The organism is Flavobacterium sp. UBA4197 (assembly GCF_002379575.1).
GTDB lineage: Bacteria > Bacteroidota > Bacteroidia > Flavobacteriales > Flavobacteriaceae > Flavobacterium > Flavobacterium inviolabile.
Genome location: NZ_DFUB01000026.1, coordinates 86,676 through 109,591 on the forward strand (window position 1 = coordinate 86,676; position 22,916 = coordinate 109,591).

21 protein-coding genes are annotated in these 22,916 nt (G+C 39.3%); 8 read left to right on the forward strand and 13 right to left on the reverse strand.

Annotated features, from left to right (window positions below):
- Positions 1-23: 23 nt before the first annotated feature.
- The gene (locus B3394_RS14590) at positions 24-380 is read right to left on the reverse strand and encodes a hypothetical protein (protein ID WP_177731080.1); all 357 of its coding nucleotides are present in this window, start codon (positions 378-380) and stop codon (positions 24-26) included.
- 26 nt (positions 381-406) lie between these two features.
- Entirely contained in the window at positions 407-1,189 is a 783-nt protein-coding gene (locus tag B3394_RS14595; RefSeq protein WP_286925959.1) for a hypothetical protein, read from the reverse strand.
- Between the two features lie 55 nt (positions 1,190-1,244).
- Between B3394_RS14595 and B3394_RS14600 the strand changes: the two genes are divergently transcribed.
- Positions 1,245-1,784 (forward strand): CvpA family protein, encoded by a 540-nt coding sequence (locus tag B3394_RS14600; protein ID WP_177731078.1) that lies wholly within the window; start codon positions 1,245-1,247, stop codon positions 1,782-1,784.
- A gap of 1 nt (position 1,785) precedes the next feature.
- On the opposite strand, the gene B3394_RS14605 is transcribed toward B3394_RS14600, so the two are convergent.
- From B3394_RS14605 to B3394_RS14640, 8 genes are all read right to left on the reverse strand, one after another.
- Positions 1,786-2,529, reverse strand: a complete 744-nt coding sequence (locus tag B3394_RS14605) for a tetratricopeptide repeat protein (protein WP_286925962.1) — start codon at positions 2,527-2,529, stop codon at positions 1,786-1,788.
- Between the two features lie 5 nt (positions 2,530-2,534).
- Positions 2,535-4,292, reverse strand: a complete 1,758-nt coding sequence (locus B3394_RS14610) for a BatD family protein (protein ID WP_286925964.1) — start codon at positions 4,290-4,292, stop codon at positions 2,535-2,537.
- A 55-nt stretch (positions 4,293-4,347) separates the two neighbouring features.
- Positions 4,348-5,118 (reverse strand): tetratricopeptide repeat protein, encoded by a 771-nt coding sequence (locus B3394_RS14615; RefSeq protein WP_273245951.1) that lies wholly within the window; start codon positions 5,116-5,118, stop codon positions 4,348-4,350.
- Positions 5,118-6,152 carry a VWA domain-containing protein gene (locus tag B3394_RS14620; protein ID WP_286925966.1) on the reverse strand — a complete coding sequence of 345 codons (1,035 nt, stop codon included), beginning with the start codon at positions 6,150-6,152 and terminating at the stop codon, positions 5,118-5,120. The genes B3394_RS14615 and B3394_RS14620 overlap by 1 nt, the downstream gene beginning before the upstream one ends.
- 2 nt (positions 6,153-6,154) lie before the next feature.
- Positions 6,155-7,156 (reverse strand): vWA domain-containing protein, encoded by a 1,002-nt coding sequence (locus tag B3394_RS14625; RefSeq protein ID WP_177731068.1) that lies wholly within the window; start codon positions 7,154-7,156, stop codon positions 6,155-6,157.
- Positions 7,156-8,781 (reverse strand): hypothetical protein, encoded by a 1,626-nt coding sequence (locus B3394_RS14630; protein ID WP_286925968.1) that lies wholly within the window; start codon positions 8,779-8,781, stop codon positions 7,156-7,158. The genes B3394_RS14625 and B3394_RS14630 overlap by 1 nt, the downstream gene beginning before the upstream one ends.
- A 2-nt stretch (positions 8,782-8,783) precedes the next feature.
- Positions 8,784-9,650, reverse strand: a complete 867-nt coding sequence (locus B3394_RS14635; RefSeq protein WP_177731065.1) for a DUF58 domain-containing protein — start codon at positions 9,648-9,650, stop codon at positions 8,784-8,786.
- Positions 9,651-9,725: 75 nt separating this feature from the next.
- Positions 9,726-10,730 (reverse strand): AAA family ATPase, encoded by a 1,005-nt coding sequence (locus tag B3394_RS14640; protein WP_177731063.1) that lies wholly within the window; start codon positions 10,728-10,730, stop codon positions 9,726-9,728.
- A 167-nt stretch (positions 10,731-10,897) separates the two neighbouring features.
- Between B3394_RS14640 and B3394_RS14645 the strand changes: the two genes are divergently transcribed.
- From B3394_RS14645 to B3394_RS14660, 4 genes are read left to right on the forward strand one after another with little or no spacing between them, the layout of a single operon-like run.
- The gene (locus B3394_RS14645; protein WP_177736163.1) at positions 10,898-11,653 is read left to right on the forward strand and encodes an SDR family NAD(P)-dependent oxidoreductase; all 756 of its coding nucleotides are present in this window, start codon (positions 10,898-10,900) and stop codon (positions 11,651-11,653) included.
- Between the two features lie 24 nt (positions 11,654-11,677).
- Positions 11,678-12,847, forward strand: a complete 1,170-nt coding sequence (locus B3394_RS14650) for an ATP-binding protein (RefSeq protein WP_177731061.1) — start codon at positions 11,678-11,680, stop codon at positions 12,845-12,847.
- Positions 12,840-13,568 carry a metallophosphoesterase family protein gene (locus tag B3394_RS14655; RefSeq protein WP_177731059.1) on the forward strand — a complete coding sequence of 243 codons (729 nt, stop codon included), beginning with the start codon at positions 12,840-12,842 and terminating at the stop codon, positions 13,566-13,568. Before B3394_RS14650 ends, B3394_RS14655 begins: the two co-directional genes overlap by 8 nt.
- 43 nt (positions 13,569-13,611) lie before the next feature.
- Positions 13,612-14,160, forward strand: a complete 549-nt coding sequence (locus B3394_RS14660; RefSeq protein ID WP_177731057.1) for a DUF3575 domain-containing protein — start codon at positions 13,612-13,614, stop codon at positions 14,158-14,160.
- Positions 14,161-14,229: 69 nt separating this feature from the next.
- On the opposite strand, the gene B3394_RS14665 is transcribed toward B3394_RS14660, so the two are convergent.
- From B3394_RS14665 to B3394_RS14675, 3 genes are all read right to left on the reverse strand, one after another.
- Positions 14,230-15,777: an aldehyde dehydrogenase family protein gene (locus B3394_RS14665; RefSeq protein ID WP_273245943.1), complete on the reverse strand. Its 1,548-nt coding sequence runs from the start codon at positions 15,775-15,777 to the stop codon at positions 14,230-14,232.
- Between the two features lie 131 nt (positions 15,778-15,908).
- Positions 15,909-16,448 (reverse strand): 3-hydroxyanthranilate 3,4-dioxygenase, encoded by a 540-nt coding sequence (locus B3394_RS14670; protein ID WP_177731053.1) that lies wholly within the window; start codon positions 16,446-16,448, stop codon positions 15,909-15,911.
- Positions 16,449-16,512: 64 nt separating this feature from the next.
- Positions 16,513-17,619 (reverse strand): endonuclease/exonuclease/phosphatase family protein, encoded by a 1,107-nt coding sequence (locus B3394_RS14675; protein ID WP_177731051.1) that lies wholly within the window; start codon positions 17,617-17,619, stop codon positions 16,513-16,515.
- Positions 17,620-17,757: 138 nt separating this feature from the next.
- Between B3394_RS14675 and B3394_RS14680 the strand changes: the two genes are divergently transcribed.
- Genes B3394_RS14680 through B3394_RS14690 form a run of 3 tightly spaced genes read left to right on the forward strand, consistent with a single transcriptional unit; the run spans position 17,758 to position 22,575 of the window.
- A complete protein-coding gene (locus tag B3394_RS14680; RefSeq protein ID WP_286925993.1) occupies positions 17,758-20,547 on the forward strand; it encodes a TonB-dependent receptor in 2,790 nt (929 codons plus the stop codon).
- A 10-nt stretch (positions 20,548-20,557) separates the two neighbouring features.
- The gene (locus B3394_RS14685; protein ID WP_177731047.1) at positions 20,558-21,193 is read left to right on the forward strand and encodes a choice-of-anchor J domain-containing protein; all 636 of its coding nucleotides are present in this window, start codon (positions 20,558-20,560) and stop codon (positions 21,191-21,193) included.
- A 5-nt stretch (positions 21,194-21,198) separates the two neighbouring features.
- Positions 21,199-22,575, forward strand: a complete 1,377-nt coding sequence (locus B3394_RS14690; RefSeq protein ID WP_177731045.1) for a DUF5689 domain-containing protein — start codon at positions 21,199-21,201, stop codon at positions 22,573-22,575.
- The last annotated feature ends 341 nt before the right edge of the window (positions 22,576-22,916 follow it).

The window sequence follows — 22,916 nt, forward strand, 5'->3', positions numbered from 1 at the left end:
GTATGTTTTTGCCGCTGTGATTTTTAATCTATCAATTCCTTTTCAAGGAAATAATTTACAATCGCTTCTTTCATCAGTACCGATTGTTCTCCGGCTTTTAAAGGCGGTAATTGTTCTTTTACATTATAATGCGGCCATCCGTCTTCGTCAAAAAAAGCAAATTCATAATAGCCGTATGGTTCCAGCAAACGACAAATAGCGATATGCATCAGGTTTAGCTTTTCGTCTTTTTTGAATTTTCTTTTCAGCTGTCCGAGTTCTTGTACTCCGATTAAATAGATGATGGCATCCAAATCCAGTATTTCGCCATCGGCAAAACGGTTTGAAAGTATGTTGACCAGCGTTTCCCAACGCTCTTTTAGTTGTTCGTCTCTTGACATATTTTGATTATTAGCAATCGTTTATACTAGTTGTATACTATTGTCGTTTTGGCAATCAATGCATTATTGCTACTGTTGATTTTTTTAATCTCAACAGGATAATTATTGGCGTTATATTGTATTTCATAGGTTGTTGTACCATAAGGTTCCGTACTTTCTGCATTGCTGTATCTTTCCTGTGTAAGTATATTATTGGCATCAAACACATTAAAAGATTCAAAATCCAGTAAATATTTCAGATACGGATTTTGTCCTTTAAACGGATTATTCCTGTTATCGTGAAAATATTTACTCTTTAGCGTCGATGTGGAATATTGCGAAGTACTCAACACCTGCGTCACATTTCCATTTTGATCAAAACGATATTCTTCTCCTGCATTTTCCGTCCAGGTATTGCCATATAAAGTGGATTCTTTTTTTGCTTTCAGGATCCCATTTTCATAAAAATATTCGGTTTTTGTGTTTCCGGAACCGGTAATAACTGTTTTTAAGTTATCGCCATCATAGCTTACATTCTGAGTGGCTACTAAAGTATTGTTCTGATATACATTAAATTGCGTGATCTTATTATTAGCGTATACGAATTTTGTTACAACATTGGCTGTCGGATCGGTTAAACTTACCAGTTTATTGCCTTCATAAGCAAAATTGCCAATTTTTGTACTGGTTGAAGATCCGTAATAAACTACTTCTGAAATGCTTTTTATTTTCATTCCTGCTCCAGAACCATCTGTATTTGTCCCCTCGTTATCACTGGAACATCCAACAATATTAATCAGTAAAAGCGCAAAAAGTATTTTTTTCATCATTTTATAGTTATTTTTTTATTTTTTTGCAAAAGTAACAAATTCAAGCCCGCATAACATGTCTTTCTTTGATATCATTTTAGCTGCCATTTTAGTATACGGTTTTATCCAGGGTTTCCGCCAGGGTCTTTTTGTAGCTCTAGCTTCATTCGTTTCCCTAATTATCGGTATTATTCTGGCTATAAAATGTTCCCATCTGGTACGCTCCGTTATTGAGAATCATGTTTCGTGGAATCCCAGATATATCGAAGTGATTGCTTTCGGGCTCACTTTTATCCTGGTTGTTGTCGGTATTATTTTACTGGCAAAGCTCTTTACCGGAATTGCCAGTTTTGCCCAGATGGGCTGGTTAAACACTATTGCCGGCGGTGTTTTTGGTACGCTGAAAATGGCACTGATCCTGAGTATTCTTCTAAATCTTTTCCAGAAGGTCAATATTGACCATTATTTCCTTTCTCAGGAAACCATGGATAAATCTTTATTTTACAATCCGATACAGGAAACTTCAAAGCTTATTTTTCCAAGTGTAAAAGAATGGTATGACGATTTTAAGACCATGGATACTCCGGAAGAACCGGTTTCTTCAGCGCCGCAATAATTTATTTCAGTTCTTTAATCGCGTCTTTTTCGATCCAGCCTTCGGTATCATCGGTCAGCTGAATTTTTCTCCAATTGTCCAATGATTCGATCACAAAAACTTTGGTTCCTTCGTGTAGTACAAAAGCATCGGAAGCCGTCGTTTTCGGTTCGCTTTTCACCGGAGCTACTTCTGCAAAAACAATGGCAGGTCTTTCGTTTTTATAGTGATCTCTTTCTGCTATTGCAGCAGCAATGCTGATAAACATGCCCAGCAGCACAACAAACATCCCGAAGAAAAAGATTCTTTTCACTACGGTGATACGGGCAAAATAATAGCCTATAAAAAACAGCAGGAACAATACGGATGCCCCAACAGCAAGCCATGCCCAGCTTTCATAATGAAACACATCCAACAAGTCGTCTATCATTTTAGAAAAGCCCACTTTAGGAACGACTTTAATTTCATCAATCGTCATTTTCTGAGCAAACTTCAAATTGGTCTGAACGTCTGTATCGTCAGGATTTAACAGCAGCGCTTTTTCATAGTTGTAAATCGCCGGTGCTACCTGATGCATTTTATAATAGGAATTTGCCAGATTAAAATACAGTTCTGCCGATTGTTTACCGGATTTTAACACCTGATCATACTGTGCAACCGCCTCTTCGTATTTTTCTTTTTTATAACTATCATTTCCTTTTTCAAAAGCAGACTGTCCCCAAAATACCTGAGTTACCAACAGTAGTATATATAATAACTTTTTCATGGCGATTAATTATTGATTTGTTTTTCCAATCCGGAAATTACGGTTACTGCTTTGTCATAATCCTGCTGCATGGTTCCTACAGATGCCGGAGTATAACGGGCAAATTCGCAGCTGTCCATCAAGGCGATAAAGTTTTGAACAGTATCCGGTGCTGCTTTTTTAGAGAGCAGTAATTCCCGGATGTTTTCTTTACTCATTTCGGAGGTTTCAATGTGCAGTTTGGCTTTCAGGAAGTTGTGTAAGGCTTTTTCCATTGCCACATAAAAGGCTTCCTTACTGCCCAGTTGTTTGTTTGCTTCCGACAGGAATTTCTTAGCCAGTTTGTTTGACTGACGGATTTTATTACCGGCTACATCACCGTCTATCGCTTCTTTTTTCTTCTTCGCCAGAACGATTACCGGGATGATTAAAAACGGCGCCAGCAAAAGCGAATAGAAAAGCCCGGAGCCTAAAAAGTCTTTTTGGGCAACAGCCGTAAGGTTGGTTTTCAGTTTAATAAACTGGAACTGGTCGTTTGCCACCACATTTTGTTTGCCTTCTGCCGAAGCAACCTGAGGATCACCCGATGTTGGCATTGGTCCGTCCAGCACATTTACCATAATTTCTTTTGACGTAATGGTTTTATAGGCATTGGCACTCAAATCAAAATAGGAGAATACCATTGGTTTGATCTGGTAATTTCCTTTGTATTGCGGTATAATCGTATAGGTATCGGTAATTTCACCCTGCATACCGGAAAGCGGCGTGTTTACTTTTTCCTTGTGTTCCGGATCATACATTTCCAGCGCACTTGGCACTACCGGTTTGGGCAGGTTAAAGAGTTTCAGGTTTCCTTTTCCGGAAACACTTACTACTAAATCCAGCGATTCCCCGGATTTTAAGGTTGTTTTCGATGGGGTTACTTTAAAGTCAAAGTCACCAACAGCTCCGGAGAAATCAACCGGTTTTCCGGCTTCGGGCAAGGATCGCACACTAATGGATTTTGCTCCGGCAGAAACGGTTTTATTCCCGCTGGCATATTCCATTCGTCCGAAGAAATCGCGGCGTCCTGTAGGCAAATCAACTTCGATGTCCAGAGAAAGCGGTTCTATTTCCAGTTTTCCGGCTTTTTGCGGATACAGCACTGTTTTGCGCAATACCACATAGCGATAATCTTCTCCGTTGTATTTTCCGTTTTCGACAACCAGCTTTTTAATATCGATGTTCTGGCTCCAGAAATCATTGTATTTCGGACTTGCCATTTCTCTCCAGTTCCGCACGCTGGCTGTATTGCTCACATAGAGCTTGTACACAACCGTAATCGGTTCGTTTATGTACGGATTGGTTTTGGATATTTCTGCCACCAAATGGATTCCCTCACCCATTTTTTGCTGTGGGTTGTATGGGTTTACTTCTTCCTGAACTGCATTGGTGATCGTTACTTTAATGGGTGCCGTTTTGTAAATTTTACCTTCAATTTCAATGGAGGCCTGTTTGATAACCAGCGTTCCTTTTTTTAGCGGCATCAAAAAATACGAAAAGGATTTGTTGAAGGATTTTTTTCCGTTCATCCAGGAGTAGCTCACTGCCTGATTCGGGCCGCCCACTACTCTGAAGCCTTCAAAAGCAGGCGGACTAAAATTATCACCATCTTCATTCATCGTAAAATCAACCCGTAAACGCTCGTTGATTCCCAAAGAAGTTTTGCTCACACTGGCGTCAAATTGTACCTGAGCGAGTAATCCCTGAAAACTTAATAATAGTAGAAAAATATATTTCTTCATTTTTTTATAATCCCAATGTTTTTCTGTGTGTCAATCCCTTAATTTCTATAATCCCTTACCAGTCTTTTTCATTTTTAACCGGACTGCCTTTTACTTCTCTGGCTTTTACCTTGTCCTGTATTTTCTTCTCTTCATTATTTACCGCATCCAGCAGGTTTTCCATTCTTTGTCTGGAAGCACCGCCTGACTGTGGCGGGGCATTTTGTTTGTCTTTATCGCCTTTCCCGTCTTTGTTGTCTTTATTTTTAGGATCGCCTTTATCATCTTTTTTATCCTGACCTTTGTCTTTGTTCTGATCTTTCTTATCGTCTCCTTTTCCTTTGTTGTCCTTATCCTGCTGATCCTTGTTTTTGTCTTTATCTTTATTCTTGTCTTTGTTTTTATCGTTTTTCTTCGGCGGATTCTCTTTCAGTTTTTTCTTTGCCAAAGCATAATTGTAACGCGTTTCTTCATCAAACGGGTTGTTTCGCAACGCATTTTTATAGGCTTCCACAGCCGCTTCATAGTTTTTTTCCAGCATGAATACATTTCCGATATTGTGAAATGCTTTGTGTTTCTGTCTTTTGCCTTTTGCCGTTTCAATTGCTTTCATATAGGCAAATTTGGCTTCACCAGGCTGGTTTTGTCTGTAAATCGCGTTTCCTAAATTGTAAGAAGCCGTTGCTCTTGCCGGTACTTTTGAATGAGAAATACGGTAATCTGCTTCCGCTTCGGAATAACTTTTCTCTTCAAAGGCTTCATTCCCTCTTGGCAGGTTCCGGTCTTTAATCTGGCCCAGTACTGCAAAAGAGAATAGTAAAAAATAATAGCTAAACAACTTCTTCATTATTCTTTTTCATTAAATAAATTCAACTTCTTAACCCAGGCGGTTTTTCTTTCCAGGAAGAACACATCCAGTAGTAACAATACAAAAGCAATGCCTAAAAACCATTGGTATTGCGATTGGAAATCGGCCATTTGCTGGCTTTCAAAATCTGTTTTTTCCAGATTGTCCAGCCCGTTTTTAACAAACTCGATCACTTCTTTCGTATTTCCTCCAAACACATAGCCGCCATTGGCGTTTTTAGCGATGGTTTTTAAGGTTTCCGGATAAAGCTTGGTTACAACCGTTTCTCCTTTTGAATCTTTTTTAAATCCTTCAATAGTCCCGTTTCTTCTCAATGGAATCGGCCCTCCTTTTTCGGTACCTACTCCTATTGTCAGTATCTTAATTCTTTTTTCTTTGGCTTCTTCTACCGCTTCTTCAAATCCTTCACCATGATCTTCACCATCCGAGATCAGTACAATCAGTTTGCTGGTTTGCGGGTCATCAAAATAAGAGGTTGCCAGTTTAATTGCTTCAGACAAAGCGGTTCCCTGCGAAGAGACCATATCAGTATTCATGCTTTGCAGGTACATTTTGGCAACGCTGTAGTCTGTTGTTATCGGCAGTACCGGATAGGCACTTCCTGCATAGCCTACAATCCCGATTCTGTCCGACCCCAGCTGATTGATGATCTGGGAAACGATCTGTTTGCTTTTTTCAAGCCGGTTAGGTGCAATATCTTCCGCCAGCATACTTTTAGAGATATCCACTGCAAAAACAATATCCACTCCCTGACGTTTTACGGTTTCCATTTTGGTTCCAATTTTCGGGTTGACCAAAGCGAGTACAATTCCGGCTAAAGCCAATAATACCACCACCAGTTTTAAAACCGGTTTGAATATCGATTTTTCCGGACTCAGTTTTTTAATTAGTTCCAGGTCGCCAAACTGCTTTTGTTTTTTTCGTTTCCAATACAGATTGATCAGAAAGAGCAAAACCAATATGGGTAATATTGCCAGCAGATAAAAATATTTCGGTTCTTCAAATTCCCACATAACTAGATAAAGCTTCTAAAAACAGTTTTTCTCAATAAGATCTCCAAAACCAGAAGTCCCAGTGCGAAGAATACAAACGGTCTGTATTTTTCGTCGTAGTTGAAGTATTTCATTTCTTCAATTTCGGTTTTTTCCAATTTATTGATTTCATTATAAATATTCTCCAGGCTTTTATTGCTGGTTGCTCTGAAATATTTCCCGTTTGTTGTCGCGGCAATTTCTTTCATCAGCTTTTCGTCAATTTCCACCTGCATCATCCGGAAAAGGAATTGCCCGTTTGGTGCAATTGCATACGGGAATTCGGCCATGCCGTTTGTCCCGATTCCGATAGTATAAACTCTGATTCCGTATTCTTTTGCAATTTCAGAAGCCATTCTCGGATCAATAAATCCGGCATTGTTCACACCGTCTGTCAGCAAGATCACCACTTTACTTTTGGCTTTACTGTCTTTTAAACGGTTTACCGCCGTGGCCAGTCCGACACCGATTCCGGTACCGTCCTGTAAAACGTTATCATACTTAACGCCTTTCAACGCTTCTAAAACCACTGCTTTATCGCTCGTTACCGGTGTTTTGGTATAACTTTCGGCAGCATAAACCACCAGTCCGATTCTGTCGTTTGGTCTTTCTTCAACAAATTCCGAAGCCACCCGTTTTAACGCTTCCATACGGTTGGGCTTTAAATCTTTGGCCAGCATACTTCCGGAAACGTCAATCGCCATAACAATATCAATACCTCTTGAGGTTCTTGTTTTATTGGTCACATCTGTCGACTGCGGTCTTGCCAATGCTACGATCATCGCGCTTAATGCCAGCATTCTCAAAACAAACAATACCGGTTTTAGCTTTGGCAAAACCGAGGGTGCCGCTTTAAATCCTTTTACAGAACTTATCTTTAATGTTGCGGTCTGCTTATTTCTTTTCCAGAAATACCAGGCTATTGCTATTGGCAATGCCAAAAACAGCCAAAAAAATTCGGGATGTAAAAACGTAACATTCTTCATTATTCGCCTAGTTTTCTGAGTTCAATAGAGTTAATTATTCTTTCGGCTATTTCTTTTGCTTTTTCATCTTCGTCGCGATATACCAGAACGATTTCCTGAACTCCGAATTTCTGGGAGAAAACAATCATCTGGTAAGCCATTCGCTGGTCTTCATTTTTTACCGGGTTAAAAATCGTCATCGATCCGTAACCTCTCTTGCCGGTAAAGCCATCTTTAATTTCAAAATCATCGGTTTTAACGATAATTCCTTTGGCTCCTACCGTTTTTTCAAACCGCGCCAGGTTCTCGTTCAGGATGACATCATTATTAGCCGCAACAGAGTCTTTAAATGCCGTTGTATTAATTACAATATTGAAATTGTCGATCAGGCTTCCGTAGATAAACTTCTGCGATGATCTGACATTCGGCGGCAGGTTGTTCTGAATTTTTTCTTCCTGAAAACGTTTCAGCACTTTTGGTGTTTCAAGAATAATGGACGGTTCTCCATATTCACTTTTTACCCATTCGCCATTTAGCAGGTCTTTTGTACTGTGTCCTATAAATTTATCTTTTATAAAATCCAGTCCGTCTGTAGACAGGTAGTACATAAATGTTCCGATAAACAGGACAACGCTGGTTGCAACAGCTATCAGGATACGTCGTACTTTCTGATTTTTAATCAGTTTTTCTCTTTTCAGTCTTTCGTCTTCTATGGATTGCTCCACTTCTTTCGGAATGGACTTTTCTATTGTGAATATAATTTTTTCGATGTTCTTTCTGTCGTCTGCAATTTCAAAATCCAGTGGTTTTGATTTCGCAAACTTCACTAAATCGGCATTTTTCAGGATTCTTTCAAAGGTTTCGAAAGTATCTTTTTTAATCCCCATTTTCTTTTTAATCACAGCGGCTTTCAGTGCTGTCAATAATTCGGCCGTTGTACTTTCCATTGCCGGAACCTGAATGGTTTCTTCAATATAGGTACGGGTAATATCGGTCATTTCGGAGTAATAGTCTTTTACTTCTCCTTTTTGCCAAAGTTCTTTTTTCTCCAGATTTTGCAACAGGCTGGTTGCTTTTTCTATCGGAGAAGCATAGATAATTTCTTCTTTTTTATCCCTGTTCTGGTATCGTTTAAGCAGCCAGTTTACCAAAAAGCCAATGCCGATAATCAGCAGCAGTATCAGGCTGTATTTCCAAACGTTACTAATGGGTTTATCTACGGTAACGATGGTTTTGATGTCATACATTTGTTGTTTGGTCGTATCTACCACAACATTTGTGACCGTTACCGGAGGCAGTGAATCGGTAATGAACTGGCGCCCGTTGATGATTACCGGTAATTGCGGTATGGCATATTTTCCGGAATCAAACTGGGTCAGTCCGTATCTTTTAATCAGTTCGTACCGGGCATCTTTTTTAATGGTATCAACCGGATATGATTCCAGTACTTCAAACAATCCAAAGGTTTTACTATCCGGAAAAAAGACGTGTGCACTACTGTCGACAGTGGTTTTTAACGTCAGTTTAAACTGTGATCCTATTTTAATTTTGGTAGAATCAACGGTTACCTGTACCGGTTTTTGCTGACCAAAAACAACCGCTCCGAAAAGTAAAAACAGTACTATGTAAAATTTGTTTTTTGTCATTTTTAGGTTCTTGCTTTAAAATAACCCAGTAATTTGGTTACATACGATTCGTCTACACGGGTATTGACCGTTCCTGATCCACAACGGGAGAATGTTTCTTTAAAATATTTCACATTGTCCTGATAGTGTTTTTCATATTCCATCCGAACCGATTTTGCGTTTGTGTTCACTAATAGTGTTTCGCCCGTTTCGGCATCTTCCATGTGTACCATTCCGATGTTAGGCATTTTTTCTTCACGAATATCATAGACCCGGATTCCGGTAACATCGTGTTTTTTACCGGCTATTCTGAGGGTCTGTTCATAATCGGAAGTCATAAAATCGGAAATAACAAAAACGATGGCTTTCTTTTTCATGACCCCGGAAAGGAATTTCAGCGCCTGGGAAAAGTCGGTTTTCCTGCTTTTGGGTGTGAATTCAATGAGTTCACGGATAATGCGCAGCACGTGTGATTTTCCTTTTTTGGGCGGAATAAACAATTCGATCTGGTCCGAGAATAAAATCAGTCCTATCTTATCGTTGTTCTGGGTTGCCGAAAAAGCCAGGGTTGCCGCTATTTCGGTAACCACATCGCTTTTGAGCTGGTTTTTGGTTCCGAAGCTTTCCGAGCCGCTTATATCCACCATCAGCATCATGGTCAGTTCGCGTTCTTCTTCAAAAACTTTAATATACGGTTCGTTGTAACGTGCCGTAACATTCCAGTCGATCGCACGGACATCATCACCAAACTGGTATTGACGCACTTCCGAAAAAGTCATTCCTCTTCCTTTAAAAGACGTGTGATATTCTCCCGAAAAGATGTGATCGCTCAATCTTCGGGTTTTAATTTCTATTTTTCGTACTTTTTTTAAGAGTTCTTTGGTATCCATTCTGATTGTTGCTTATAGAATAATGATCCGGAATTTGATTCGATTCAATCAAGTCTGAAGTCAGAAATCTATATACTAAGGCACTTCTACTTCGTTAACAATTTTATTGATGATCTCTACAGAAGTGATGTTTTCCGCTTCGGCTTCGTAGGTAATCCCGATTCTGTGGCGCAATACATCGTGTACTACAGCCCGTACATCTTCCGGAATTACATAACCGCGGCGTTTGATAAAAGCATAACATTTTGCAGCAGTTGCCAGATTGATACTTCCACGCGGAGAAGCGCCAAAGCTGATCAACGGTTTCAGGTCTGCTAATTTATATTTCTCCGGATAACGGGTTGCGAAGATGATATCCAGAATATATTTTTCAATTTTTTCATCCATGTAAACTTCACGAACGGCTTCCTGAGCGCGTTTGATCTGTTCTACGGATACTACTGCGTTTACTTTTTCGTAAGATCCTTTCAGGTTTTGACGGATTACCAGGCGCTCGTCTTCCATTTTCGGATAGTCGATCACGGTTTTCAGCATAAAACGGTCTACCTGTGCTTCCGGTAACGGATAGGTTCCTTCCTGTTCTACCGGGTTTTGGGTTGCCATTACTAAAAACGGTTTGTCCAGTTTGAAAGTCTCGTCGCCAATGGTTACCTGTTTTTCCTGCATCGCTTCCAGTAAAGCCGATTGTACTTTCGCCGGAGCACGGTTAATCTCATCTGCCAGTACAAAGTTGGCAAAAATAGGTCCTTTTTTTATCGAGAAATCATTTTGTTTGATATTGTAAATCATGGTTCCCACAACATCGGCAGGTAATAAATCCGGTGTAAACTGAATTCTGCTGAAAGAACCCTGAACCGCCTGCGACAGGGTATTAATGGCCAGCGTTTTTGCTAAACCGGGAACCCCTTCCAATAAAATATGTCCTTGTCCTAAAAGTCCGATCAATAATCTTTCAACCATGTGTTTCTGACCTACAATCACCTTGTTCATCTCCATTGTCAGTAGGTCAATAAAAGCACTTTCTCTCTCTATTTTTTCATTAATTGCTCTAATGTCTAAAGTAGTTGTGGTGTCTTCCATTTGTGTATTTTTTTGAGCCGTGAAATTAATAAGTTATTTTAACACTGCAAATTGAAAATTTATTTAGTGTTTTGTTGTTAATAATTGGTTAAAAGTCTTGGTAACACTTTCATTTTAAGCCTGAATTATGATTTTGTTTTTATATTTTTAAGAACTGAAATTTAATTATCATGAAAACTGCCTTAATTACCGGCGCCACAAGTGGTATCGGGAAAGCTACAGCCGAGCTTTTAGCACAGCATAATTACCGTTTAATTCTTTGCGGGCGAAGAAAAGAAATTCTTGACGATTTAAAAAGAGATTTAGCAAAACATACACAAATTGCCACTTTAAACTTCGATGTAATCAACAGGGAAGACGTTTTTAAAGCGATTGCTTCTTTACCGGAAGCCTTTTCAACGATTGACATTTTAATCAACAATGCCGGAAATGCCCACGGACTGGATCCGATTCAAAACGGCAATACCGACGATTGGGATGCGATGCTGGACATTAACGTTAAAGGGCTTTTGTATGTTTCCAAAGCCATAATACCGCAAATGATCGCCCGAAAATCAGGGCATATTATCAATATTGGTTCTACTGCTGCCAAAGAGGTTTATCCTAACGGCAATGTTTACTGTGCCAGCAAACATGCGGTTGACGCACTCACTCAGGGTATGCGGATGGATTTGAATGCCTACGGAATCCGTGTGGGCGGTATTCATCCCGGCATGGTACACACCGCTTTTTCGGAAGTCCGTTTTAAAGGTGATGCCGAACGTGCCGCGAATGTTTATAAGGGTTTCCAGCCTTTATTAGCCGAAGATATTGCCGACATCATTCACTTTGTGGTTTCAAGACCCTATCATGTGAATATTGCCGATCTGATCGTGATGCCTACCGCTCAGGCTTCGGCTACCATTGTAAACAAAAATTTATAATCCTTTTATAGCGATTCTGAACCGATGATTAACAAACGACTGCTTGTAAAAAACCTTTTGGCTCACAATGATGAGAGCAGTTTTTATGATAAAAAACGGCAACTGAATCTGCATACCAAAGAAGGCAAAGCGAAGTTTTTAAAACATATTTGTGCTTTGTCCAATTCAAACCCGACCAACAATTCATATATTGTTGTGGGTGTGGAAGACCAGGATAATGAAATTGTGGGCGATGATTTTTTTGACGACAGCAGGATCCAGAATCTGGTCAATGCTTTTCTGAATAATCCGCCCCGGATCCAGTATGAAAATGTTCCGTTTCCGAATCTGCCTAAAGATAAGGTTATCGGACTGGTGACGATAAAACCGGCACATAAGGTTTCTTCTTTTAAGAAGGGAATTTATACGATTCCTGCCAAAACGATCTTCGTAAGGCGCGGCAGCAATTCCATTCCCGTTGAAGAACAGGATTATGTCCCGACCGATATGGAATTTAATTATTCCAATACCGAAACGGTCATCAGCATCGAGAACAATTCCCGGAACAGCATTGAACACACACTGGAAGGCGTGATCGATTTTATGAATAACCGTCATAAAGACATGACGCCCAAATATAAAGTTTTCAAAGAGCTGTTTGTGGTTTGCTGGGCCGGCAACAAAAAGAAGGTGCGCGACAAAACATTTTTTTCAAGGGTTGATATTGAACTGATCAACGAACAGGTCAAATTGTTTTATTCTGCTTTAGACGAAGTTACGGTGGAATATTCCGACGATAGTTTTACCATTACCGAATACCTTCCTTTGGGGTTAAATGACAAAACCAGCTACTATCCGCTTGAACGGATGTGCATTAGTTTTTATGACAACGGTTATTACAAAATGGATACGCAGATGCTTTTTGAACCGCCGGAATTTAACCGGAAAATGTTGTATCACATTTATAATTCCAATTTGTCATTAATCAGTAAATTGCAAAAAGGTTTACATTTGTCCGACAGGGAAAACAAAGATCTGGAAAACCTGCCTTCTACCTTGATGATCTGTTATTTAAACGGATTTGAAGAGGCAAAACAAAAATTGATTGACGCAAAACTTCTTTTAAAAGCACACGAGAACCCAACGGTATACATCTCGTTCAAGGAAGCGATGCGCATTTTAAGAAAAATGAAATACGGAATGAGTAATGAGTAGAACATTAGTTATTGGAGATATACACGGCGGACTAAGAGCTTTGCATCAGGTTCTTGAAAAAGCAAAAGTCAGCCCGGACGATAAATTGATTTTTTTAGGGGATTATGTCGATGGCTGGAGCGATTCTCCGAAGGTTATTGACTTTCTGATTGAACTGGAACAATCCCACCAGTGTTTTTTTATCCGGGGAAATCATGAAGAAATGGTTTTCCGCTGGTTATCCGCAGGGGATGACAATGCCGAATGGCGTTTTCATGGCGGACAGTCGACAGTGGATGCTTACCGGGATCTGGACATTCATACCAAAGACCGCCACATTGCGTTCCTGGACCGCCTGAATGATTTTTATATAGACGAACAGAACCGTTTGTTTATCCATGCCGGCTTTACCAATCAGAAAGGGGTGCACTATGAGTTCTTCCGCGGAATGTTCTGCTGGGACAGAACGCTTTGGGAAACAGCCCTGTCGCTGAATCCAGCGCTTTCGCCGGAAGATCAGTTTTACCCCAAACGGCTCACATTGTACACGGAAATATTCATTGGCCACACGCCGGTAACCCGAATCGGGTCGACTGTGCCGGTCAACAAAGCCAACCTGTGGAATGTAGATACCGGAGCGGCGTTTAAAGGCCGTTTAACCATTATGGATGTCGATTCCAAAGATTTCTGGCAGAGCGACCCGTTAAATGAGCTTTATATCGATGAAAGAGGCCGGAATTAGTTTATAATTTTCAAATGCATACTTTTGCAAAAATTTTTTTAATATGAAAAAACATATCTTTCTTTTTAGCTTATTATTATGCAGCTTGTTTGTAAAGGCACAAACTAAAAACGAAGTTAAAGTGAATATCCTTAACACCATAGTACTGGCATCAGTAGAATTGGGTTATGAGCATTTCATTGATAAAGATCAGTCCATTGGTGTTGAATTTCTGATCAATGATCGTTTTTCATACACTACAGAAAAGAAAAACGGTGCTAAAGAATTTAAAACTAATAGTATTTTAGCTTCTTATAATTTTTATTTCGGTTCTGACGGACAAAGTAATTCCGGTTATTATGTTTCTCCGTTTTTAAAATACCGTTTCGGTGATTTTAATGAAAAAGAAACCGTTAACGATGTTGAGATCACCAAAACAACAGATATGAACAGTTTTATCGTTGGTTTGGGTACCGGTTATAAATGGGCATGGAATGACAAATTTGCCATTGCTCCTTATGTTAATATTGCAAGAAACTTCAGCGAGGAAGTAAACGACCGTTTTAGTGCTGTTGAAGTGAATGCCGGTGTTAGCATCGGTTACCGTTTCTAAAACGTAAAAAAACATATAAAAAAACCCGATTCGCAGGAATCGGGTTTTTTATTTGGATATAACCAACTACTATAAATCAAATTTGATTCCCTGCGCTAATGGTAACGCATTTCCGTAGTTGATGGTATTGGTTTGTCTTCTCATGTAAGCTTTCCATGCATCAGAACCTGATTCACGTCCGCCTCCTGTTTCTTTCTCACCACCAAATGCACCACCGATTTCAGCTCCTGAAGTTCCGATGTTTACGTTTGCAATTCCACAGTCAGAACCAGCATGTGAAAGGAATAATTCCATTTCTCTCATGCTGTTCGTGAAGATAGATGATGATAATCCCTGAGGCACTCCGTTTTGCATTGCGATTGCTTCTTCGATAGTGCTGTATTTCATTACGTAAAGGATTGGTGCAAAAGTTTCTTCCTGAACGATATGGAATTCGTTTTTAGCTTCAATGATACATGGTTTCACATAACATCCGCTTTCGTATCCTTCTCCTTCTAAAACACCACCTTCAACAAGGATTTTCCCACCTTCCTGTTTGGCTTTTTCGATTGCGTTTAAGTAATCGTTTACGGCACCTTTATCGATAAGCGGCCCTACGTGGTTGTTAGCATCCAACGGGTTACCAATTTTCAATTGTCCGTAAGCGTTTTGCAATACACTGATCGTTTTGTCGTAAACACTTTCGTGAACGATTAAACGTCTTGTAGAAGTACAACGTTGTCCGGCTGTTCCAACCGCTCCGAATACCGCTCCAACCAATACCATACTGATATCAGCATGTTCTGAAACGATGATCGCGTTGTTTCCTCCCAATTCCAGGATGGTATTTCCGAAACGTTCTGCAACCGTTTTCGATACGTGACGTCCGATTCTTGTAGAACCTGTGAACGATACTAAAGGAATACGTTTGTCATTGTTGATTAAATCACCAGACTCGTTTCCAACAACCAGACAGCTTACACCTTCCGGAACGTTGTTGTTTTTAAGTACTGTCGTGATGATGTTTTGACAAGCTACTGCACACAAAGGTGTTTTTGAACTTGGTTTCCAGATACAAACGTCTCCACAAACCCAAGCCAGCATGGAGTTCCAGCTCCAAACAGCAACCGGGAAGTTAAATGCCGAAATGATCCCAACAGTTCCAAACGGATGCCATTGCTCATACATTCTGTGCATTGGTCTTTCGGAGTGCATTGTTAATCCGTATAACTGACGGGACAATCCTACTGCAAAGTCACAGATGTCGATCATTTCCTGAACTTCTCCCAAACCTTCCTGAAGGCTTTTTCCCATTTCGTAAGAAACAAGTTTCCCAAGAGGTTCTTTATATTTTCTTAGTTCTTCTCCCATTTGACGAACAATCTCACCTCTTTTTGGTGCCGGGATCAGTCTCCAAACTTTGAATGCTTCTTCAGCAGCTTTCATTGCTGTTTCGTAGTCTTCTTTTGTTGAAGATTTCACTTTTCCGATTAACTCTCCGGTAGCCGGAGAATACGATTCGATGATTTTTCCGTTTGAAAACCAGTTCGAACCTGTAGATGTTCCTTCGTTTATTTCTTTAAGCCCTAATTGTTGCAGTGCTTCCTGAATACCGAATTGGTCAATTACTGTTGCCATTATTCTAAGTTATTTTCTTGTGTTTTTATTTTTCACAAAGTTACTGTTTTTTGTTTAAGGTTTTTAATCATTAACTTTTTAGCATGTTATGATTTCTTTACCCAAACAGCAATGATGCCCGTATTGTGTGGTTATTTTTTTGCGGTAAATCTTGGATCTGATTCCATTACGGTGCCGCAGCTCGAGCAGGTTCTCAAATCTTCCGAATTATAGAAGTGCTGAAAATGCGGCAGGAAATCTTTTTCGATGTCGTGCAGTTCAAAATAAACTTCATATAGTTTATGGTTGCAGTTGTCACAATGCCAAAGCAGTCCGTCTGTAAATCCGCGTCCGGCTCTTTTGCGTTCTATAACCAGTCCGATGGATCCTTCACTGCGAACCGGCGAATGCGGCATACGCGCAGGATGCAGATACATGTCACCGGCTTTCAATGCCATTTCTTTGCGTTCGCCTTCTTCCTGAATGACAATTTTTATATCGCCTTCCAGCTGATAAAAAAGTTCTTCCGTTTCATTGTAATGATAATCTTTTCGGGCATTGGGTCCGGCAACGATCATCACAATAAAATCATCTGCATCTACATAAATATTTTTATTACCCACCGGCGGTTTTAACAAATGCCGGTTTTCATCAATCCACTGGTTGAGATTAAAAGGTTTCTGGACAGCCATAATAAATGTTTTTACTAAAGTACAAAAAATGAAAAAGGCAGGTAAAAAAACCTGCCTTTTATTATTACTTCACTTCTTTGATTAAGTAGATGTATACCGGAAAGTGGTCACTAAAGCCCGGTTCTCCGTTTGAATTTCTTAAAGGATAACCCTGGTACTGACCCGTTTTCTGGATAAGATACGGTTTGTTAAAAATACCGGCTTTCCAAAAACGTAATGAAGAGTAATCTTTACGGATTAACGGTTCGCTAACGATGATCTGGTCAAAGATATCCCAGGCATCACGATAAGCCAGTGTTCCCAATCCGTCTTTAGACATTTGTTCCATAGGGTTGAACATGCCAAACTCTTTTACATCTTCTTTTTTACCTTTTGCACCTAAAGCCACTTTAATGCTCTTATTATAAGGTCCGTCATTTAAATCTCCCATAGTGATTACTTTCGCATTCGGGTTGATTTTGTATAACGAGTCAATAATTTTTTTGTTCAGCGCTCCTGCCGCTTCACGGAACGGGCTGCTTTTTTTCTCACCGCCTGAACGTGACGGCCAGTGGTTTACAATAACACTGATCTCTTCACCATCCAATAATCCGGTTACCAATAACTGATCACGGGTATAAACTCTTTTGGTTTTAGCATCTACATTTACGTTGTCGTCTGCCTTGTCATCGCCGTCACTTTTTGTTTTTTTGTTCAGGCCTTCTTCATTTTCATAAATGTATAACGGTATGTTTTTATAGCTTGTTGGCTGGAAGTGTTTTTTCTGATACAGGAATCCCACATCAATACCCCTTTTGTCCGGAGAATCAAAATGAATAACGCCATATCCTTTTTCCAACATTCTTGGCTGTTTCACCAAATCTTCCAGTACCCCTCTGTTTTCTACTTCGGCACAACCGATAATTACAGGGGCATTCGGGTTTTCGCCTGTTCCGATTTCAGGAAGAACACGGCTCAGATTATCTAATTTTTTTTGGTATTTCTGTCTTGTCCAGCTTTGGGCTCCTTTTGGTAACCATTCCTCATCATTATTCGGCCCTTTTATAGTATCGAAAAGGTTTTCGAGGTTATAAAAAGCAATTGTGTGCACTTTGAATTTTTTGTTCTGTGCGGTAACTCCGTTAGCTGTAAAACATAAAAGTAACAGAGCAATGAAATTTCTAATTTTCATGTATGGAATATTAAATTAACATCAAGTTTGATACAAACTCTGGGTCAAAAGTAAATAATATTCTTAAAAAATGTACATTTGCAGGCTGTTAAGTTTTTATTAAGACTTCGCAAACAAAAAATTAACTTAATTTTATTTATGAAAAAACTTGTATTTAGTATTTTATTTGTACTGCAAGTAGTTTTTGTTTGGGCTCAACAAAACCCGTCACTAAGGGGAAAAGTTGTTGATTCGAAATCGCAAAAACCACTACGAAATGTTGTTGCTACTATCCAAAGTACCAACCAATCTGTTATCACCAACGCAGAAGGTGTATTCCAGTTTCCAGTTCTTGCAGAAGGACAACAAACACTATCGGTAACAAGTACGGGGTACACTCCTCAAACTTTTGCTATTGAAATTGTTAAAGGCCAGACCGTTGACATGGGTATGGTTGTATTAGAAGAAGACATTACTTCTGAGCAACAATTGAGTTTAATCACTATTACAGAAAATGATTTGGGTGATGACAACAGTGGATCTGAAAGTACTTCAGGTTTATTACAGGCATCACGTGACGTTTACCAACAGGCTGCGGCTTTCAACTGGGGACTTGCACGTTTCAGAATCAGAGGTTTAGACAATGAGTACGGTACTACAATGATTAATGGTATCGTTATGAATAAACTATATGACGGAAGACCACAATGGAGTAACTGGGGTGGATTAAACGATGCAACAAGAAATCAAGAATTCACGATGGGTTCAGGCCCTTCTGACTATACTTTCGGAGGGATCTTAGGAACTCAGGAAATCAATACCAGAGCTTCTTTCTACCGTCCGGGAACAAGAATCTCTTTCTCAGGAACAAACACAAACTACTCCTGGAGAACCATGGGTACTTATGCTTCCGGTTTAACAAAAGACGGATGGGCATTTGTGGTTTCCGGTTCAAGAAGATGGGCTAAAGAAGGTTTTTTCGAAGGAACTGACTATGCTGCAAACTCATTATTTGTTAGTGTTGAGAAAAAATTCAACGAAAAACACAGTTTGAACTTTACCTCTATATATGCACAAAACAGCAGAGGAAAAAACTCTCCTAACACTCAGGAAGTTACAGATTTAATGGGTTATAAATATAACTCATACTGGGGATGGCAAAATGGAAAAAGAAGAAATTCCAGAGATAAAAATGTTGATGAGCCAATGATGATGTTAAGCCACTATTGGAAAATTAACTCCAAAAATACTTTAAACACTAACGTAGCGTACCAATCGGGTTCTATCGGTAATACCAGATTAGAATATCCGGGTGGAAATAATCCAGATCCAACGTATTACAGAAATTTACCTAGTTATTATTTAAATTACCACACTTCAGCAGGTCAATGGTTACCAAACAGAACTGAAGCAGCTGCTGCAAGAGAAAACTTCCTGAACAACAGCCAGATCAACTGGAACGATATGTATACTGCTAACCAGAATACATCCGACGGAAGAAGTGCTTACGCGCTTTCTGAGCAACGTACAGATGACAAACAGTTTACAGCAAACTCTATTTTAACTTCAGAATTATCAGAAAACATCAGCCTTAACGCTGCCGTTAATTTCAAAAAATTAACGTCTCATAATTTTGCTACTGTTGTAGATTTATTAGGTGGTGATTACCTTTTAAATGTGGATAAATTCTACCCTGGTTCAAGAGGTCAGTTTGACTTGAACAACCCGGATGCTCACATTACTGAAGGTGGTATCTTTGGTTACAACTATAAATTATTAGCGAATGTTGTTGACGGATTTACACAATTCAAATTCAACTATAAAAAAGCTGATTTCTACTTAGCACAATCGTTCTCCCGTTCTGAATACCAAAGAGAAGGTTTATTCAAAAATGGTAACTACTCGACTAACTCTTTCGGAAGAAGTGAGAAAGTAACTTTTGAAAACTTCGGTTTCAAAGGAGGTTTAACATACCGTGTAACAGGTGCACATTCCCTGAACTTTAACGGAGCTTATATGACTAAAGCGCCTAACTTAAGAAATACTTTTGCCAATGCCCGTAACAACAACAACATTACTCCTGATTTAGAGAGTGAAAGAGTTTTCAGTGCTGATGCAAGTTATATCTTAAGAACACCAAAATTAAAAGCACGTTTAACCGGTTTTATGTCTAAAATTCAAAACGTAACAGAATTATCATTTTACTATGCTGAGAACATTTCTGATGCAGAAGGAGATGAGGATTCTTTCGTAAGTGAAATCGTAACCGGATTAACGAAAAAGAACATCGGAGCGGAGTTAGGTATCGAGTACCAGATCACGCCTACAATTAAAGCAACAGCTTCTGCTTCTTACGGTCAATATACGTATGATAACAATCCTAACGTAAAAATTAACGACGATGCACAGGCTTCTGTTTCAAACACTTTCCCTGTTACTAACTTCGGAAAAGCATATCTTAAAAATTACAGACAACCGGGTATGCCGCAACAAGCTTACTCTTTCGGTTTAGAATATAGAGATCCTCATTTCTGGTGGATTGGTGCTAACGTAAACTACTTAGCAGACAACTACATGGATGTATCTAATGTTTTAAGAACAGACAACTTTACAATTGATCCTTCTACTGGTTTATCTTATGTTGGTGCTAACGAAGAAACGGTTAGAAAAGCGTTACAACAGGAAAAATTCAATGATTTCACATTGGTTAACTTAACAGGTGGAAAATCATGGAGAATCAGCAAAAAGAACAGAAACACTTTAGGTTTCTTTGCTAGTGTTAACAACCTTTTTGATGTTACCTACATCACTGGTGGTTTCGAGCAATCAAGAAAAGCTACTTACCCAGACCAACAACAAGATATGGCAAGCGGTATCCGTTCTTTCGGTTCTAAATATTTCTACGGTTACGGAAGAACTTATTTCTTAAACGTATATCTTAATTTCTAAAAAATAGTATATGAAAAATATAAAAATCAAACAATTATTGTTTTTAACTATTCTTTTAGGGGTTTTCACAAGTTGTGTAAAAGATGACGAGTTTGACATCCCTACTTTAAAAGAGGTTTTATTCTACGAAAGCTTTGAAAGCACTACTCCGGGTAGTGGTTCTGTTGAAAATGCAATCGCTCTTCCAGGTTGGGGAAATTTTGCTGTTCACGGATCAAGAAAATGGCACAGCAGAGCTTTCAGCGGTAACAAATATGCTGAATTCTCTTCTTTCTATTCAAATGCGGCAACAGACCCGAATGATGAAATCTGGTTAGTTACTCCGGCTATTGACTTATCAAGTTCTCCGGCTGCTTTTTTAGCCTTTGAAACAAAAATAAGATTCTGGCAAGGTGCTGCATTAACTGTTTTAGTATCCAAAGATTTTGACGGTACTCAGGCAGGTATCGCTACTGCTACATGGACAGAGTTGAACCCGACTTTACCAGGTAGTACTCAGGCGGATGTATTCCTTTCAAGTGGTCCTGTGGACTTAAGCTCTTATGTTGGTAACTCTAATGTTAGAGTTGCTTTCAAATATGTTGGAAGCCGAAATGGAATTACAACTACCGTTCAACTTGACAATGTGAAAATTTACGAAAACTAATACGTATGAAAAATTTTAATATAAAAAGCATTTTTATTATCCCTGTTCTTTTCGCAGTTGCTACAAGCTGCGTGAACGGTGATCATTATTCTGCTCCGGATTTATCGGGAGATTGCTCTAATCTTACAGCAACAAAACCCGTTACAGCTGTTACTTCAAATGCTACAGCAGCCTACAAAAAATATGAAGATGCCGATATTATCGAAGCTTATGTAACATCAAGTGACGAAGGTGGTAACTTCTACAAATCAATTTCATTGGTTTCTACAGACGGAACTGTTGGATTCAGTATGCCAATTGATGCCTACAATCTTTACAACAGATACGAACCGGGAAGAAAAGTTTTTGTTAACATGAAAGACCGTTATTATGCAACGGAATTCAATTCTACAATCATTGGTTCTTTATTTAACAATGATACTCCTGATAATCCAAGTGATGATAAAGTAGGTAGAATTTCTGCTAATGACTATAAAAATATCCTGAAAGCTTCTTGTACTAAAGTTAACGAGGATCAGATTGTAAAACACCTTACGATTAATGAGGCAAAAAGCAATCAGTATCTTAACATGCTGATCGAGTTGGATGGTGTTCAGTTTTCGGATGCTTCAAACGGGAAAATGTATTATGATGCCAGCTTAAACAGCTTAGGTGGTGCTACTAACCACAACATCACTGATATCAACGGAAACTCTTTGATCCTTAGAGTAAGTTCATTTGCTACTTTTGCTGCAGATGTAACTCCTAGAGGAAGTGGAAAAATCAGAGGTGTTATGACAAAATATAACAACGATTTCCAGTTCATGATCAGAACAATCAATGATGTTAAAATCGAGAATCCAAGATTACAGGCTTTCTTTAGCCAGGATTTCGAAAGCATCACAGCTACTGGTGCTAACCAGTTCATCAACTTACCGGGATGGTCTAACGTTTCTTTAAACAATGGTGCTAAAAAATGGGAAGCCCGTATTTTCAGCAGTAACAAATACGCACAACTTTCTGCTTTTGGTTCCGGAGAAACAAACATGAATACCTGGTTAATCACACCGGCAATCAACATGGACAACACCACTAATGAGCTTTTACTTTTTGGTTCTAAAATTGGTTTTGCAAATGGTGTAGCGGTTACAGTATTAATTTCGACCAACTATGATGGTTCAGGAACTGCTGCTGCTGTTAACGCGGCAACATGGACGCCATTGAATCCAACTATGGCTCCACAAACGCAGTCTTATCCAACAGACTTCGTTAGTTCAGGACCGGTAGACATTTCGTCATATAACGGAAACGTTCATATCGCCTTCCGCTATGTTGGTTCATCAACCGGTATTAATTCAACATACCAGATTGACAACATTAAAGTTTACGGTGCACAGCAATAAGCAGGCATCTTAATGATACCAAAAAGGGGCATTGTACAATGCCCCTTTTTTTATTGCCGTAACGCAACGGTCAGCACAAAGTTAACCGGGCAGGCCTTCAAAGCCTGCGCTTTATTTTAAGCGTTTTTACGGCTGCTTTTTTAAAAGACCACAGATTTACCCACCTTTACCGGAAAACAGCTTTAATCCAATAAAAAGGGCGGCCAGATGACCGCCCTTTTCTTATTTGATGAAGAAGGAATCTTATTTCTTAACAATTAAGAATTCGGATCTTCTGTTTTTCGCATATTCCTCTTCGGTGCAATTCTCACCACAGTTTACTTTCGGCTCGCTTTCACCAT